The organism is Thalassobaculum sp. (assembly GCF_040219615.1).
Lineage (GTDB): Bacteria > Pseudomonadota > Alphaproteobacteria > Thalassobaculales > Thalassobaculaceae > Thalassobaculum_A.
Genome location: NZ_JAVJSE010000041.1, coordinates 145,244 through 160,424, shown reverse-complemented (window position 1 = coordinate 160,424; position 15,181 = coordinate 145,244). Strand labels below are relative to the sequence as shown.

16 protein-coding genes are annotated in these 15,181 nt (G+C 69.7%); 12 read left to right on the top strand and 4 right to left on the bottom strand.

Features of this window, described 5'->3' with window-relative positions; translation table 11 throughout:
• Positions 1 to 5 precede the first annotated feature (5 nt).
• Both RIC31_RS23665 and RIC31_RS23660 read right to left on the bottom strand, forming a co-directional pair.
• Entirely contained in the window at positions 6 to 902 is an 897-nt protein-coding gene (locus tag RIC31_RS23665; RefSeq protein WP_350113933.1) for a branched-chain amino acid ABC transporter permease, read from the bottom strand.
• A 102-nt stretch (positions 903 to 1,004) separates the two neighbouring features.
• A complete protein-coding gene (locus RIC31_RS23660; RefSeq protein ID WP_350113930.1) occupies positions 1,005 to 2,306 on the bottom strand; it encodes an ABC transporter substrate-binding protein in 1,302 nt (433 codons plus the stop codon).
• 206 nt (positions 2,307 to 2,512) lie between these two features.
• Between RIC31_RS23660 and RIC31_RS23655 the strand changes: the two genes are divergently transcribed.
• Positions 2,513 to 3,949 carry an aldehyde dehydrogenase family protein gene (locus RIC31_RS23655; protein WP_350113927.1) on the top strand — a complete coding sequence of 479 codons (1,437 nt, stop codon included), beginning with the start codon at positions 2,513 to 2,515 and terminating at the stop codon, positions 3,947 to 3,949.
• A 24-nt stretch (positions 3,950 to 3,973) separates the two neighbouring features.
• On the opposite strand, the gene RIC31_RS23650 is transcribed toward RIC31_RS23655, so the two are convergent.
• A complete protein-coding gene (locus RIC31_RS23650) occupies positions 3,974 to 5,257 on the bottom strand; it encodes a pentapeptide repeat-containing protein (RefSeq protein ID WP_350113924.1) in 1,284 nt (427 codons plus the stop codon).
• Positions 5,258 to 5,334: 77 nt separating this feature from the next.
• Positions 5,335 to 6,102, bottom strand: a complete 768-nt coding sequence (gene phnF / locus RIC31_RS23645; protein WP_350113921.1) for a phosphonate metabolism transcriptional regulator PhnF — start codon at positions 6,100 to 6,102, stop codon at positions 5,335 to 5,337.
• A 111-nt stretch (positions 6,103 to 6,213) separates the two neighbouring features.
• Here phnF and phnG point away from each other — a divergent pair, with 111 nt between their 5' ends.
• The 11 genes from phnG (at position 6,214) to phnD (ending at position 15,145) form a co-directional block, all read left to right on the top strand.
• The gene (gene phnG / locus RIC31_RS23640) at positions 6,214 to 6,696 is read left to right on the top strand and encodes a phosphonate C-P lyase system protein PhnG (RefSeq protein ID WP_350113918.1); all 483 of its coding nucleotides are present in this window, start codon (positions 6,214 to 6,216) and stop codon (positions 6,694 to 6,696) included.
• A gap of 3 nt (positions 6,697 to 6,699) precedes the next feature.
• Positions 6,700 to 7,305: a phosphonate C-P lyase system protein PhnH gene (phnH, locus tag RIC31_RS23635; RefSeq protein WP_350113915.1), complete on the top strand. Its 606-nt coding sequence runs from the start codon at positions 6,700 to 6,702 to the stop codon at positions 7,303 to 7,305.
• 3 nt (positions 7,306 to 7,308) lie between these two features.
• On the top strand, positions 7,309 to 8,412 hold the full coding sequence (locus RIC31_RS23630; RefSeq protein ID WP_350113912.1) for a carbon-phosphorus lyase complex subunit: 1,104 nt from the start codon (positions 7,309 to 7,311) through the stop codon (positions 8,410 to 8,412).
• A gap of 7 nt (positions 8,413 to 8,419) precedes the next feature.
• The gene (locus RIC31_RS23625; RefSeq protein WP_350113909.1) at positions 8,420 to 9,349 is read left to right on the top strand and encodes an alpha-D-ribose 1-methylphosphonate 5-phosphate C-P-lyase PhnJ; all 930 of its coding nucleotides are present in this window, start codon (positions 8,420 to 8,422) and stop codon (positions 9,347 to 9,349) included.
• Positions 9,346 to 10,125 (top strand): phosphonate C-P lyase system protein PhnK, encoded by a 780-nt coding sequence (gene phnK / locus RIC31_RS23620; RefSeq protein ID WP_350113905.1) that lies wholly within the window; start codon positions 9,346 to 9,348, stop codon positions 10,123 to 10,125. Before RIC31_RS23625 ends, phnK begins: the two co-directional genes overlap by 4 nt.
• Positions 10,126 to 10,135: 10 nt before the next feature.
• Positions 10,136 to 10,843, top strand: a complete 708-nt coding sequence (gene phnL / locus RIC31_RS23615; RefSeq protein WP_502990144.1) for a phosphonate C-P lyase system protein PhnL — start codon at positions 10,136 to 10,138, stop codon at positions 10,841 to 10,843.
• Positions 10,840 to 11,985 carry an alpha-D-ribose 1-methylphosphonate 5-triphosphate diphosphatase gene (locus RIC31_RS23610; RefSeq protein WP_350113900.1) on the top strand — a complete coding sequence of 382 codons (1,146 nt, stop codon included), beginning with the start codon at positions 10,840 to 10,842 and terminating at the stop codon, positions 11,983 to 11,985. The genes phnL and RIC31_RS23610 overlap by 4 nt, the downstream gene beginning before the upstream one ends.
• Positions 11,985 to 12,617, top strand: coding sequence for an LbetaH domain-containing protein (locus RIC31_RS23605; protein ID WP_350113897.1), 633 nt, complete (start codon positions 11,985 to 11,987; stop codon positions 12,615 to 12,617). The genes RIC31_RS23610 and RIC31_RS23605 overlap by 1 nt, the downstream gene beginning before the upstream one ends.
• The gene (gene phnN / locus RIC31_RS23600; RefSeq protein WP_350113895.1) at positions 12,614 to 13,198 is read left to right on the top strand and encodes a phosphonate metabolism protein/1,5-bisphosphokinase (PRPP-forming) PhnN; all 585 of its coding nucleotides are present in this window, start codon (positions 12,614 to 12,616) and stop codon (positions 13,196 to 13,198) included. The genes RIC31_RS23605 and phnN overlap by 4 nt, the downstream gene beginning before the upstream one ends.
• A gap of 142 nt (positions 13,199 to 13,340) precedes the next feature.
• Complete coding sequence (gene phnC / locus RIC31_RS23595) at positions 13,341 to 14,165, top strand: phosphonate ABC transporter ATP-binding protein (protein WP_350113892.1); 825 nt, start codon at positions 13,341 to 13,343, stop codon at positions 14,163 to 14,165.
• Between the two features lie 41 nt (positions 14,166 to 14,206).
• Positions 14,207 to 15,145, top strand: coding sequence for a phosphonate ABC transporter substrate-binding protein (gene phnD, locus RIC31_RS23590; protein ID WP_350113889.1), 939 nt, complete (start codon positions 14,207 to 14,209; stop codon positions 15,143 to 15,145).
• Positions 15,146 to 15,181 lie beyond the last annotated feature (36 nt).

Below are 15,181 nucleotides of genomic sequence, written 5' to 3'. Positions count from 1 at the left end.
GCCCCTCAGATCCTGCGGGCCTTGGTGGGCGCGAACAGGCCCTCCGGCCGGAAGATCAGCACCGCCGCCATGACCGCGTAGACCACGAAGAGCTCGATCTCCGGCCACTGCAGCACCGCATAGGCGCGCAGCGTGCCGACCAGCAGCGCGCCTATGGCCGCCCCGGCGATGCTGCCCATGCCGCCGATCACGACGACCGCGAACGACAGCACGATCACCTCGACGCCGAAGCCCGGCGCCACCGAGATCGTCGGCGCCACATAGGCGCCGCCGAGCGCGCCGAGCACCGCGCCGGCGACGAACACCGCGTAGAACACCCGGCGTACGTTGATGCCCATGGCGACCGCGAGTTCGCTGTCGAAGATGATGGCGGTGACCAGCTTTCCCCAGTGGGTCAGGTTGAGGACGGCCCAGGAGGTCGCGCCGACCACGATGCTCAGCGCGATCATCGAGAGCTTGTAGCCGTCCTGGTGGATACCGCCGATCTGCACGCCCGGCATGGCGTAGGTCGGCTGGTAGGCGAAGTACGGGTCGACGCCGAACACCAGGAGGATGATGTCCTCGAGCACCAGGAACAGGCCGAATGTGGCGAGCACGATCAGCACCTCGTCGCGCCCGTAGAGGTTGGCGATGATGGTGCGCTCGATCGCCGAGCCGAGCACCACCCCCACGACCAGCGCGGCGATCGGAATGGCGATCATCGTCCCGATGTCCGAGACACCCATGACCGAGAACTGGCCAATCAGGAAGGCGCAGAGATAGGCGCCCCAGGCATAGAACGCCCCGTGCGCGACGTTCAGGATCTTCAGCACCCCGAAGATGATCGTCAGGCCGAGCGAGACGATGAAGAGATACGAGGCATACCCCAGTCCCTCGACCAGGATCGTCAGAGCGAGATTCATTCGGTCATTCCCGGCCGTGTGTGCCCGGCGGGCCGCCGGGCACAGGGAAGAGGGTGACGGCGTCGCGCGCCGTCACCCCGACGCGTGGTCCGAGTGCTCAGATCAGCACTTGGCGCCCGGCATGCCCTTCTCGATCCATTCGACGCTGGTCTGGCCGTCCGGCGGCATGACGCACTCGGCCGGGTAGAACTTGACGTCGGTCACGCCCGGCTCCGCCGCTTCGGCGTTCCACTTGGTGATCCCGTAAACGTTCTCGGTGACGGCCTGATGGCCGCCGGCCAGAGCCAGCTTCACCGTGGTGGAGAAGCTCTCGAACTCCATGCCCTTGAACGACGCGATCACCTGGTCCTGGGTCGGGAACCCGCCGGCCGCCGCGCCCGCCTTGTCATAGGCGATCTTGGTCGCCAGCACCGCCTGGGCGTACTGGTAGGCCGGGCCCGACGGATAGGTGCCGTAGCGGTCGAAATAGGTGTTGATGAACCACTCGTTCAGCGCCGTCTTGCGGTCGCGGACCAGGATGCCGTAGGGGCCGCGGGCCCCGAGGATCAGCCCGTCGGGCATCTTCTTGCCGAGCCGGTAGGCCGCCGTGCCGCCGACCGTGAACACGACCTTCTTCTGCTTGAACAGCCCGCGCGGCGTCGCCTGGAAGATGAAGCCCTCGAGGTCGCCGTCCCAGAACGACGAATGCACCAGTTCCGCCTCGTCGAGCGACAGCGCCGAGATCTCGGAGCCGTACTGGCCGGCGAAGATCTTCGGGAACTGGATCTTGTCCGACTGCTTGGACCCGGGCATCAGGACCTTCATCGACAGCTCGAAGTCGCGCCAGCTGTCCTGGCCCCAGGCGTAGTTCTGATTGATCCCGGTGTAGGTCTTGATGTCCGGGAACATGTCCTTGATGTAGTGCGCCGCCGCCACGTTGTCCGCGGTCGCGTGGCTCATGGTCCGGAAGATGTACTGGCGTGCGCCGTCCTCGAACACGCGCGGCGTGCCGCAGACCGCGAACACCGTCAGCGTCTTGAGTTCCTCGACCACCGGCGCCAGCGCCGCGCAGGAGCCGGACGAGATGTAGCCGACGACGGCATCGACGCCGCGCTTCTGCACCAGGTTGCGGTACTCGGCGACCTGCTTGGTGTTGCCGCCGCTCTCGTCGATGAAGTCGGCGGTCACGGTCGCGCCCGCGAAACCCTTCGAATCATACGGAGCCGGCAGCTTGCCGGCGTTGATCGCGTCGATCACCATCTCGGCGCCATTCCGCGCCGGCACGCCGAACGGCCCGGCCGCCGGTCCCGACAGGAACGCCGGCACGGCGATCGTCACGCTGTCCTTCGCCGTTGCCGGCGCGGCCACGGCCATCGCCGCCGCGACCGACACGCCGGCCAGTCCCATCCAAGTCTTCGTCGTCATCTCCGTCCCCTTTCCCGTGGTCCGGTACCGCGAAATCTTGCCCTGTTCGCCTGGACGGTTGATCCGCCCGACTTGCCCGCTTGAATGCGGGCCGGAATGGAACCATGACCGGGGGGAACATGCAACGCGGGGGACCGCTTGCCAGGGCGGTAGGCGGGGGTTACTCAGTTTCCAAAGTCACATGAATTAACCGAGGGAGACGCGCCATGGGTGTGCAGAAGAACTATATCGGCGGCGAATGGGTCGACGGTGCGGCCGAGCGCGACAACATCAACCCGTCGGATCTGTCCGACGTGGTCGGCACCTACGCGCACGCCGACGCGGCGGCGGTGGCCAGCGCGGTCGACGCCGCCCGGGCGGCGGCCCCGGCCTGGAACCGCTCGACCCCGCAGCAGCGCTACGACGCGCTCGAATTCGTCGGCAACGAGATCATGGCGCGCCGCGAGGAACTCGGCCGGCTGCTGTCGCGCGAGGAGGGCAAGACCCTGCCCGAGGGCATCGGCGAGGCCACCCGGGCCGCGCAGATCTTCAAGTTCTTCGCCGGCGAGGCCCTGCGGATCCAGGGCGAGAAGCTGCAGAGCGTGCGCCCCGGGATCGACGTCGAGATCACCCGCGAGCCGGTCGGCATCGTCGGCATCATCACCCCGTGGAACTTCCCGATCGCGATCCCGGCCTGGAAGATCGCGCCGGCGCTGGCCTACGGCAACTGCGTGGTGTTCAAGCCGGCCGACCTGGTGCCGGGCTGTGCCTGGGCGATCGCCGAGATCCTGTCGCGCTCCGGCCTGCCGGCCGGCGCCTTCAACCTGGTGATGGGCCGCGGCTCGGTGGTCGGCGAGGCGATCCTGACCAACCCGGCGATCGGCGCGGTGTCGTTCACCGGCTCGGTCGACACCGGCAAGCACGTGGCGGCGACCTGCGCCGCACGCCTCGCCAAGGTCCAGCTCGAGATGGGCGGCAAGAACCCGATGGTGGTGCTGGACGACGCCGACCTGGGCGTCGCCGTCGGCGCCGCGGTGAACAGCGCGTTCTTCTCGACCGGTCAGCGCTGCACCGCGTCCTCCCGCCTGATCGTGACCGAGGGCATCCACGACCGGTTCGTCGAGGCCATGGTCGAGCGGATCAAGACCCTCAAGGTCGACGACGCGCTGGCCGCCGGCACCGAGATCGGCCCGGTGGTCGACGAGTCGCAGCTCGCCCAGGACATGAAGTACCTGGAGATCGGCAAGGGCGAAGGCGCCAAGCTTGCGGTCGGCGGCGAGCGGCTGAACCGCGGCAAGGAGGGCTTCTACCTGCAGCCGGCGCTGTTCACCGAGACCACCAACGACATGCGCATCAACCGCGAGGAGATCTTCGGCCCGGTGGCGTCGGTGATCCGCGTGAAGGGCTATGACGAGGCCCTGGCGGTGGCCAACGACACCAGCTTCGGGCTGTCGGCCGGCATCGCCACCACCTCGCTGAAATACGCCAGCGACTTCAAGCGCAACGCCGAGGCCGGGATGGTGATGGTCAACCTGCCGACGGCGGGCGTCGACTACCACGTGCCGTTCGGTGGCCGGAAGGGCTCCAGCTACGGCCCGCGCGAGCAGGGCCGCTACGCCGCCGAGTTCTACACCGTCGTGAAGACCGCCTACACCCAGCCGTGACCGGCTGAGGGTCCGTAGACCGGATCAGGCCGCCTCCCCGTTGCTCGGCATGCCCTCGGGGAGGCGGGCCTTTTCCATCTTGGCGTCGGCGAAGCTGGCGCCGCGCACGGCGCAGTCGACCAGGCGGGCATGGCTGAGATCGGCGCCGTCGAACACCGCGTCGGCCAGGTTGGCGCCGCCGAAGTCGACACGGCTGAAGCTGGCACCGGCCGCGTGCACACCCGACAGGTCGGCGGGCCAATCCCCCTTGCTGTCGCCGGTACGCGGATCGACCAGCTGCATGGCAACCAGCGAACTTCCCTGCAGGTCGGCATTGTCCATCACGGCGCCGCGGAAACTGGCGCCCCTGAGATCGCAGCGTCCCATCTGCACCGAGACCAGCGTCGCGCCGCCGAACTTGGCGAACCGGAACGAGCACCGCCTCAGGTTCGCGCCCGACAGATTGGTGCCCGTGAAGTCGGCGGCCGACAGGTCGGCGCCCGACAGGTTCACGCCGCTCAGGTCCAGCCCGGCGAAGCTGGCCGGCGTCCCCTTGCGGCCGCCGGAACTGATCCAGGTGAAATGCTCGATCACCAAGGCCCGGATGTCCGGCTCCAACTCGTCCATGCCCGAGGCGATCACGCAGTCGGTCAGGGTGGCGCCGGACATGTCCGCGCCGTCGAGATGGCAGGATCGCAGATCGGCGCCGGTCAGGTCGGTATTGGCGAGCCGCGCATCGGCGAAGTTCACCTCCTGCAGGTTGGCGCCCCGCAGGCTGGAACTGGAGAAGGTCGCGTTCTGGAGATTGGCGCCCTTCAGGTTGGCGCGGTCGAGGTTGGCGCCGTCGAAATGCGAGCCGCGGGCGGTCGCGCCCATCAGGCTGGCGCGCTGCAGGTTGGTCCGGACCGCCTTGACGTTGTCGAGGTCGGCGCCGTCCAGCTTGGTGGCAATGTCGTTGCCGTCGGTCGAGCCGACCGTGGTCGAGCGGAAGTCGGCATCGGTGATGTCGGCCGAGGACAGCTTGGCCTGCTCCAGGTCGGCGCCCCGCAGGTCGGCCTTTACCAGCTTGGCCCCGCTCAGGTCGGCGGCGCGCAGCTGGGAACCGGCGAGCGTCGCCTCCGACAGGTTCGCCCCGACGAACTGCGCGCCCCGGAAATCGGCGGCCGACATCAGCGCACGCCGCAGGTCGACACCGTTCAGCAACGAACCGTTGTAGCGGCCGCCGCGCATGTCGGCGCGTTGGCCGCCCGGGTAGTTGTTCAGGAAATTGCCATGCTTGCGGATCAGATCCGCCGTCTTCCAGTCGACGTTGTTCGGGTCGAAGGACACTCTCTCACCCCTTCAGCTCCGGCGAGACGCGCGGCGACCGATTCGTGACAAATCGTGACATCCGAGCATAGCAGATATCAGCCCGTCTCTCCAAAACCGCCCGTGGCCGCCGGGCGGGTCTCGAACACCATCTGAAAGCGATCCGCCGCATGGCGGACATGCGAGGCCTGCAGCGGCGTTCCGTCGGCGGCGACGTTGAGCGATTCGACATAGAGAATCGGCCGTGCCCGCGGCTGCTCAAGCAGTTCCGCCTCGGTCGCGTCGGGCATCCGCGCCGTGACCTTGGTCACCGCCCGTTCGTAGTCGCCGAATCCATGCGCCTCCATCAGCCGGGTGATCGAGCCGTTGCCGATCGTTCGGTACTCCGAATCGAATCGCGGGAACAGCCGGGCCGGGAACCAGTGCTCGCCGAACGACACCGGCCGATCGTCGACCTTGCCGACGGTCTGGAGATAGACGACCTGGGTGCCGGTCCGGATCCCGAGCGCGCCGGCGATCTCGCGGCCGGCCCGCTGCCGGTCGACCGCGATGGCGTGGCCCCCCGGGGCCCGGTTGACCCGGCGGACGTTCTCGGTGAACCGCGTCCGCCGGCCGATCAGGTATTCCAGCACGTTCTCGCGCACGAAGATCCCGCGCCCCTGCTCGACCCGCACCAGGCCACGGTCCACCAGCCCGCCGATCGCCCGGCGCAGGGTGTGCCGATTGACCCGGAAACGCGACGCCAGGTCCGCCTCGGTCGGAAGCCGCACGCCCTCGGCCCAGTGGCCGCTCCGGATTTCCCCCGCCAGGGTCTCCTCGATCTGTCGCCAGACCGCCACGCCGGAGTCCCGGTCGATTACCGCCACGACGCCCTCCCCGTCATCAAAGCTTCACGCTGCCGCGCTTTACAGCCCAGTGATTACGCGGCATATTGCCGGAAATTCGTATGGATGTCTAGACAACTTTGGAAGTCGTCCATGTCCACAAGACGCTCCTCTGCCCCGACCTCCGAGCAGTCTGCCGAACAACGGGCCCGCCAGCGCTGGATGTCGGTTCTCGCCAAGGCCGACTTCGACGATCTCGACACACTGTGGAACAACCTGCCGGCCAAGCCGGCCTGGACCGTGGTGCGCGCGCCGGAGGTCGGCATGGTCATGACCCGGGGCCGCGCCGGCGGCGACGGCCAGCGCTTCAACCTCGGCGAGGTCGCGGTGACACGCTGCGCCGTGCAGCTCGAATACGGCGCCGTCGGCTTCGGCTACGTGATGGGGCGGAACCGGCGCCATGCCGAACTGGCCGCCGCGGTCGACGCGATGCTGCAGACCCCGTCGCGCCGCGACGCCCTGGAACGGGCGATCATCGCGCCCCTGACCCTGCGGATCGAGGAAAAGCGGCTGAATCGCAGCCGCAAGGCGGCCGCCACCAAGGTCGAGTTCTTCGCGATGGTCAGGGGGAGCTGAACGATGGCCGACACGATCGACATCCGCCCCGGCTTCGGCGACCCGGTGATCGGCGCGCAGCGGGTTTTCCGGGTGATCCTCGACGCCATGGCGCGCCCCGGGCGGATCGGCAGTGTCGCCGAGACCCTCGACCCGCCGGCCCCGCTGGCGGTCGGCACCGCGGCGCTCTGCCTGGCACTCGCCGACCACGACACCCCGCTCTGGCTGGCCCCCGAGATCCGCAACCCGGCCACCGCGGCGTTCCTGCGGTTCCACTGCGGCAGCCCGATCGTCGACGACCCGGCGCAGGCAGCCTTCGCGATCGCCGGCGCGGCGGGTGTCCCGGCCCTCGACCGGTTCGCTATCGGCGACGACGCCTGGCCGGAGACCTCGACCACGCTGATCGTCCAGGTCGACGACCTGGCCGCCGGCGACGGCCTTCGCCTGGCCGGTCCCGGCATCGAAACCGAGCACCGGCTGGCGGCCGCCGGCCTGCGCGAGGGGATCTGGGACGAGTGGGAGGCCAACCGGGCGCTGTTCCCGTGCGGCATCGACCTGGTCCTGGTCGCCGGCAGCCGCCTCGCCGCCCTGCCCCGTACCACCGCCGTCCGCACCCGCCCGGAGGACTGAGCCATGTACGTTGCCGTCAAGGGTGGCGACCAGGCCATCGAGAACTCCCAGAAGCTGCTGGACGAGGAGCGCCGCGGCGACCCGCGGGTGCCGGAGCTGTCGCTCGACCAGATCCGCGAGCAGATGTCGCTGGCGGTCGACCGAGTGATGACCGAGGGCTCGCTCTACGACCCCGAGCTGGCGGCCCTGGCGATCAAGCAGGCGCGCGGCGACCTCGTGGAGGCGATCTTCCTGCTTCGCGCCTACCGCACCACCCTGCCGCGCTTCGGCGCCGGCGAGCCGGTGGACACTGCCACGATGGCGGTGCGGCGACGGATCTCGGCGACCTACAAGGACCTGCCGGGCGGCCAGCTGCTGGGCGCCAGCTTCGACTACACCCATCGCCTGCTCGACTTCGCGCTGGCCGCCGGCGACGACCGCCCGGTCGCGGAGATCGCCCCGGAGGGCGTGGAGCCGGGCATGCCGCGGATCGCGGACATCCTCGACCACGAGGGCCTGATCGAGCGCGAGGAGCCGGGCGACGACGACGCCCCGGTATTCGACCTGACCCGGGAATCGCCACGCTATCCGGCGGACCGGGCGGCCCGGCTGCAGAACCTGGCGCGCGGCGACGAGGGCTGGCTGCTGGCCCTCGGCTACTCGACCCAGCGCGGCTACGGCAACAACCACCCGTTCGCCGGCGAGATCCGGGTCGGCGAGGTCGCGGTCGAGTTCGCGCCGGAGGAGCTCGGCTTCCCGATCGAGATCGGCGAGATCACCGTCACCGAGTGCCAGATGGTCAACCAGTTCAAGGGCTCGGCCAGCGTGCCGCCGCAGTTCACCCGCGGCTATGGCCTGACCTTCGGGCACTGCGAGCGCAAGGCGATGGCGATGGCCCTGGTCGACCGGGCGCTCAGGGCCCGCGAGTTCGAGGAGCCGATCGAGGCGCCGGCCCAGGACGAGGAATTCGTCATGGCGCACTCCGACAACGTCGAGGCGTCGGGCTTCGTCCAGCACCTCAAGCTGCCGCACTACGTCGACTTCCAGGCCGAGTTGGTCACCGTCCGGGCGCTGCGGCGCAAGGCCGGCTACGCCGCCGATTCCGCCATATCCGACGCCGCCGAGTGAGCCCCCGATGACCACCGTGATCCCGCACCCGACCGCCAGCGCCGCCACCACGGCCGCACCGACCCGGCTCGAAGGCTACAACTTCGCCTACCTGGACGAGCAGACCAAGCGGATGATCCGACGCGCCATCCTGAAGGGGGTGGCGGTGCCGGGCTACCAGGTGCCGTTCGGCTCGCGCGAGATGCCGCTGCCCTATGGCTGGGGCACCGGCGGCATCCAGGTCACCGCCGCGGTGATCGGCCCGGACGACACCCTGAAGGTGATCGACCAGGGCGCCGACGACACCACCAACGCGGTCAACATCCGCCGGTTCTTCGCCAAGACCGCTGGGGTCGCGACCACCGACCGCACGGTCGACGCCAGCATCATCCAGACCCGCCACCGGATCCCGGAGAAGCCGCTCACCGAGCAGCAGATCCTGGTCTACCAGGTGCCGATCCCCGAGCCGCTGCGCCAGCTCGAGCCGCGCGAGGCCGAGACCCGCAAGATGCACGCGCTCCAGGAATACGGCGTGATGCATGTCAGCCTGTACGAGGACATCGCCCGGTACGGCCGCATCACCCGGTCCTACAACTACCCGGTCCGGGTCAACGGCCGCTACGTCATGGCCCCGAGCCCGATCCCGAAGTTCGACAACCCGAAGATGGACCGCATGCCGGCCCTGCAGCTGTTCGGCGCCGGCCGCGAGAAGCGAATCTACGCGGTGCCGCCCTACACCGAGGTGAAGTCGCTCGATTTCGAGGACCATCCCTTCGAGATCGAGACCTGGGAAGAGAACTGCGCGCTGTGCGGGGCCGAGGACAGCTACCTCGACGAGGTGATCGTCGACGACCAGGGGACCAAGATGTACGTGTGCTCGGACAGCGACCACTGCCGGGAACGGCGGGAAGCAGGCTTTCAGGGTGACGGCGGACCGAACAGCGGGGGGCCGCGATGACCGGCCGGCAGGCGCTCCTACAGGTCCGCGGCCTGACCCACCGCTACGGCCGCCACCTCGGTTGCCGCGACGTGTCCTTCGACCTGCATCCGGGCGAGGTCCTGGGCATCGTCGGCGAATCGGGCTCCGGCAAGACCACGCTGCTGAAATGCGTGTCCGGCCAGCTGCAGCCGAGCGAGGGCGAGGTCAGCTACCGGACCCGCGACATCGGCGCGGTCGACATCTACGCCATGTCCGAGGCCCGGCGCCGCCTGCTGATGCGGACCGACTGGGGCATCGTCTACCAGAACGCCCGCGACGGCCTGCGCATGAAGGTGTCGGCCGGCGCCAATGTCGGCGAGCGGCTGATGGCGATCGGCGACCGGCACTACGGCAACATCCGGTCCGAGGCTGTCGACTGGCTGGAGCGCGTCGAGATGGACATCGGCCGGATCGACGACCTGCCGGGCACCTTCTCCGGCGGCATGCAGCAGCGCCTGCAGATCGCCCGCAACCTGGTGACCAAGCCGCGGCTGGTGTTCATGGACGAGCCGACCAGCGGGCTGGACGTCTCGGTGCAGGCCCGACTGCTCGACCTGATCCGCGGGCTCGTCGGCTCGCTCGGCATCGCCTGCGTCGTGGTGACCCACGACCTCGGCGTGGTGCGGCTGCTGTCGCACCGGCTGATGGTGATGAAGGGCGGCGAGGTCGTCGAGCAGGGCCTGACCGACCAGGTGCTGGACGACCCGCAGCACCCCTACACCCAGCTCCTCGTCTCCTCGATCCTGCCGGTGTGATCCCATGACCATGAGCCTCGAACCGGACGTGATGCTGAAGGCCGAGGGCCTGGCCAAGTCCTTCGTGCTGCACAACCAGGGCGGCGTGCGCCTGGACGTGTTCGCCGACCTGGCGCTGGAGGTTCGGCGCGGCGAGTGCCTGATCCTGGCCGGCCCGTCCGGCGCCGGGAAGTCCAGCCTGCTGCGCTCGCTGTACGCCAACTACAAGCCGCAGGCCGGCTCGGTGCTGGTCCGCCACGGCGACGCCGTGGTCGACCTGTGCACGGCCGAGCCCTACGAGATCCTGGAGGTCCGGCGCCGCACCCTCGGCTATGTCAGCCAGTTCCTGCGGGTGATCCCGCGGGTGCCGACCCTCGACCTGGTGGTCGAGCCGCTGGCGACCCGCGGCGTCGATCCGGCCGAGGCGCGCCGGCGGGCCGGCGACCTGCTGGCCCGGCTGCGCATCCCCGAGGCGCTGTGGGGCCTGCCGCCCGCCACCTTCTCCGGCGGCGAGCAGCAGCGCGTGAACATCGCCATGACCTTCGTGCAGGACTATCCGATCCTGCTGCTGGACGAGCCGACGGCGTCGCTCGACCTGGACAACCGCCGCACCGTCACCGACCTGATCGCCGAGGCCCGGGGCCGCGGCGCCGCCGTGGTCGGGATCTTCCACGACGCCGAGGTGCGCGCCGCCGTCGGCACCCGTTCCTACGATCTCACCGAAAGGCAGGCCGCATGACCGCCGACTTGATCCTCAGCAACGCCCGCATGGTGCTGGCCGACGAGGTGGTGCTCGGGACGGTGCATGTCGCGGACGGGCGGATCGCCGCGGTCGACACCGGCGGCACGGCGGTGCCGTCGGCCCAGGACTTCGGCGGCGACTACCTGATGCCGGGCCTGGTGGAACTGCATACCGACAACCTGGAGAAGCACATCCAGCCGCGCCCCAAGGTGCACTGGCCGACCTCGTCGGCCCTGCTGGCGCACGACACCCAGGTGGTGGCCGCCGGCATCACCACGGTGCTGGACGCGATCGCGGTGGGCGGCACGCTGAACGACGACATCCGCGACCACATCGTGCGCGAGTCGGCCGAGGCGATCCGCAGCTTCCGCGCCGCCGGCCTGCTGCGCGCCGACCACCACCTGCACATGCGCTGCGAGGTCGCGAACAAGGACGTGCTGCGGCTGTTCGAGCCGTTCAAGGACGATCCCCTGGTCCGGCTGGTCTCGCTGATGGACCACACGCCCGGGCAGCGGCAGTTCGTCGACATCGACAAGCTGCGGATCTACTACCAAGGCAAGCACGCCATGAGCGAGGCGGCGTTCCAGCAGCTGATCCTCGACCGCAAGGAGTCGCAGAAGCTGTACTCCGACCGGCATCGCCGGATCCTGGTCGAGCTGGCGCGCGAGGCCGGCCATGTCCTGGCCAGCCACGACGACGCCACCGAGGAGCATGTCGACGAGGCCGCCGGACTCGGGCTGACCATCAGCGAGTTCCCGACCACCATGACGGCGGCCCGGGCGGCCCGCGCCAAGGGCCTGCGCACCATCATGGGCGGGCCGAACGTGGTGCGCGGCGGCTCGCATTCCGGCAACGTCTCGGCCGCCGACCTGGCCGAGGCCGACGTGCTCGACGCGCTGTCGTCGGACTATGTGCCGGCCAGCCTCCTGCACGGCGCCCTGCTGCTGCACGAGCGCCACGGCATGACCCTGCCCGGCGCGATCGCCACGGTCACCCGCAACCCGGCCGCCATGGTCGGCCTGGACGACCGCGGCCGAATCGAGGCCGGCGCCCGGGCCGACCTGATCCGCGTGAAGCGCCTGGACGACGGGGTGCCGGTGGTCCGGCGGGCCTGGCGCCAGGGCGAACAGGTGCTGTGATGTCGGCGAGCGCGACGATCACCAAGCAGCTGTCGCCGGACGGGCCCTGGATCCACCCGGAAGCCCATGTGGTGGCCTCGACCTTCGGGGCCTGGACCGAGGTCGGCGCCCGCAGCTCGGTGGTCGAGACCACCATGGGCGACTACAGCTACGTGGTGAACGACAGCCAGATCATCTACGCGACCATCGGCAAGTTCGCGAACATCGCCGCCCACACCCGGATCAACCCCGGCAACCACCCGCACTGGCGGGCCTGCCTGCATCACTTCCAGTACCGATCCGAGAACTACGCCCTGGGACCGGACGACGACACTTTCTTCGACTGGCGGCGGTCGACGCCGGTGGCGATGGGGCACGACGTCTGGATCGGCCACGGCGCGGTGGTGATGCCGGGTGTGACCGTCGGTACCGGCGCGATAGTCGGTTCCGGCGCGGTGGTCACCAGGGACGTGGAGCCCTACACCATCGTCGGCGGGGTCCCGGCCAAGGTGATCCGCCGACGGGTCTCGCCGGCGACCGAGACCAGGCTGATGGCAATCGCCTGGTGGGACTGGAGCCACGACACGCTGCGCGAGCGCATGGCCGACTTCCGCGGCCTCGACGCCGACGCCTTCGCGGCCAAATACGCATGACCGTCGCCACCGGCCCGGGCCTGCTCGTCCTGGTCGTCGGGCCGTCCGGGTCGGGCAAGGACACCCTGATCGACGCCGCGCGCCGGGCGCTGGCGGACGATCCGGGCGTGATATTCCCGCGCCGCGACATCACCCGGCCGGCGGAGGCCGGCGGCGAGGACCACGCCCCGGTCGCCCCCGACGAGTTCCGGGCGCGCCGGGCGGCCGGCGCCTACGCCCTGAGCTGGGAGGCCCACGGCCTCGGCTACGGCGTCCCGGCCGGCGTGCTCGACGACCTGGCCCAGGGCCGTACCGTGGTGGTGAACGTCTCGCGCGGGATGCTCGACGAGGCCCGCAGGCTGGCCCGGGTCCGGGTCCTCAGCCTGACCGTCCCGGCCGACGTGCTGCTGCGGCGGCTGGCGGCGCGCGGCCGGGAGGCCGCCGCCGACATCGAGGCCCGAGTCGCCCGCGCCGAGGCGTTTTCGGTGACCGGCCGCGACGTCGTGACGGTCGTGAACGACGGGTCGGTCGATGCCGCCCTGGCGCGGATCCTCGACGCAATCCGCACGGACCCAGGCAGGCCGGCCGAGTCATCGAACTGACATTCGGCCGTCGCCGAAACTTCACCGCACCGTCACCGCATCGTTACCCTCCGTCGATACCTACCGCAGTGCAAAACGCGCGCGTCGAGCGGCCCCGGGGGCCGGCTCCCGAAGGTCGCGCGCCCAACTGCGGAACGCGGCGATGCTGGAAATCCAAAGCCTGGAGAAGCGGTTCGGCGCCGTGGTCGCCGTCGACCAGGTGTCGCTGAAGATCCCCGACGGCCAGATGGTCGGCATCATCGGCCGCTCCGGCGCCGGCAAGTCGACCCTGTTGCGGCTGATCAACCGGCTGGCCGAGCCGACCAGTGGCCAGATCCTGTTCGCCGGCGACGACGTCTCGGCGCTGCGCGGCCGCGAGCTGATGGCCTGGCGGGCCCGTTGCGCAATGATCTTCCAGCAGTTCAACCTGGTGAACCGGCTCGACGTCATCACCAACGTGCTGCTCGGCCGGCTGAACTACCACGGCTTCGCGGCCGCGATGCTGAAGCGGTTCACGCCGGCCGAACGCGCCTTCGCGATCCGGGCCCTCGATCGACTGGACATGGCGCAGGCCGCCCTGCAGCGCGCCGACACCCTGTCCGGCGGCCAGCAGCAGCGCGTGGCGATCGCCCGCGCCCTGATGCAGGAGCCGCGGATCCTCCTCGCCGACGAACCCATCGCCTCGCTCGACCCGCGCAACGCCACCGTGGTGATGGACGCGCTGCGCGCCATCAACCGCGAGGAAGGCATCACCGTCGTCTGCAACCTGCACACCCTCGACACCGCCCGCAGCTACTGCGACCGCATCATCGGGATGGCGGCCGGCGCCGTGGTGTTCGACGGCACGCCGGAGCAGCTGTCCGCCGAGGCGGCCCGCGGGATCTACGGCGTCGACGGCCTCGACGAGGCGCTCAGCGAGAGCGTCACGTCCACCTCGATCGGTCCGGCAACGGGGGCCGCCGGACTGTCCCGAACCGCGGCCGCCTGAGCGCGCCGCGGACCCACCGCCCCACTCAGGGAGATGACCTCATGATCGGACGTCGCACACTTGGCGTCGCCCTCGCCGGCATTACGGCGTTTGCGGCCCTCACCACCGTCGCGCAGGCCGCCGAGGACTGGCGCAAGCAGGTGCCGGTGTTCCGCGTCGGCATCCTCGGCGGCGAGAACGAGGCCGACCGGCTGAAGGACAACGCCTGCTTCAAGGAGTTGCTGGAAACCCGTCTCGGCGTGCCGGTCGAACTCTATCCGGCCTCCGACTATGCCGGCGTGATGCAGGGGCTGATCTCCAAGAACCTGGAGTATGCCGGGCTCGGCTCGGCGGGCTATGCCGGCATTCACATCCAGGACCCGGAGGCGGTCGAGCCGCTCGTGACCACCGAGCAGGTCGACGGCTCTCTCGGCTACTACTCGGTGCTCTACGTCCGCGCCGACAGCCCCTACAAGACGCTCGACGACCTCAAGGGCAAGACCCTTGCCTTCGCCGACCCGAACTCGACCTCCGGCTACCTGGTACCGGCCCACGAGCTGAAGGCCCAGGGCTACGACCCGAAGACCTTCTTCTCGCAGACCGGCTTCGGCGGCGGGCATGAGCAGGCCGTGGTCGCGGTCCTCAACAAGCAGTACGACGCCGGCGTCACCTGGACCTCCGGGGTCGGCGAATACGCGGAAGGCTACTCGCGCGGCAACCTGCGCAAGATGGTCGACAAGGGCGGCCTGGACATGAAGGACATCCGGGTCGTCTGGAAGTCCAACCTGATCACCAACGGCCCGCGGGTGATCCGCAAGGACGTCCCGCAGGAGCTCAAGGACCTGGTCCGCGGCATCCTGGTGAACATGCCGATCGAGAACCGGCAGTGTGCGGAAGCGATCGCCGGCGGCGAGTTCAACTCGTTCCAGCCGATCAACCACGAGTTCTACAAGACCATCATCGACATGCGCCGCGAGCTCCTGAAGGCGCGCCGCGGCTGATCCGAACGGCGACGGGTCGGGCAAACCGGCCCGTCG

Coding starts and splice junctions, on each gene's coding strand:
- RIC31_RS23665 (WP_350113933.1), bottom strand. CDS start 902: ATGAATCTCGCTCTGACGATCCTGGTCGAGGGACTGGGGTATGCCTCG.
- RIC31_RS23660 (WP_350113930.1), bottom strand. CDS start 2,306: ATGACGACGAAGACTTGGATGGGACTGGCCGGCGTGTCGGTCGCGGCG.
- RIC31_RS23655 (WP_350113927.1), top strand. CDS start 2,513: ATGGGTGTGCAGAAGAACTATATCGGCGGCGAATGGGTCGACGGTGCG.
- phnG (WP_350113918.1), top strand. CDS start 6,214: ATGTCCACAAGACGCTCCTCTGCCCCGACCTCCGAGCAGTCTGCCGAA.
- phnH (WP_350113915.1), top strand. CDS start 6,700: ATGGCCGACACGATCGACATCCGCCCCGGCTTCGGCGACCCGGTGATC.
- RIC31_RS23630 (WP_350113912.1), top strand. CDS start 7,309: ATGTACGTTGCCGTCAAGGGTGGCGACCAGGCCATCGAGAACTCCCAG.
- RIC31_RS23625 (WP_350113909.1), top strand. CDS start 8,420: ATGACCACCGTGATCCCGCACCCGACCGCCAGCGCCGCCACCACGGCC.
- phnK (WP_350113905.1), top strand. CDS start 9,346: ATGACCGGCCGGCAGGCGCTCCTACAGGTCCGCGGCCTGACCCACCGC.
- phnL (WP_502990144.1), top strand. CDS start 10,136: ATGAGCCTCGAACCGGACGTGATGCTGAAGGCCGAGGGCCTGGCCAAG.
- RIC31_RS23610 (WP_350113900.1), top strand. CDS start 10,840: ATGACCGCCGACTTGATCCTCAGCAACGCCCGCATGGTGCTGGCCGAC.
- RIC31_RS23605 (WP_350113897.1), top strand. CDS start 11,985: ATGTCGGCGAGCGCGACGATCACCAAGCAGCTGTCGCCGGACGGGCCC.
- phnN (WP_350113895.1), top strand. CDS start 12,614: ATGACCGTCGCCACCGGCCCGGGCCTGCTCGTCCTGGTCGTCGGGCCG.
- phnC (WP_350113892.1), top strand. CDS start 13,341: ATGCTGGAAATCCAAAGCCTGGAGAAGCGGTTCGGCGCCGTGGTCGCC.
- phnD (WP_350113889.1), top strand. CDS start 14,207: ATGATCGGACGTCGCACACTTGGCGTCGCCCTCGCCGGCATTACGGCG.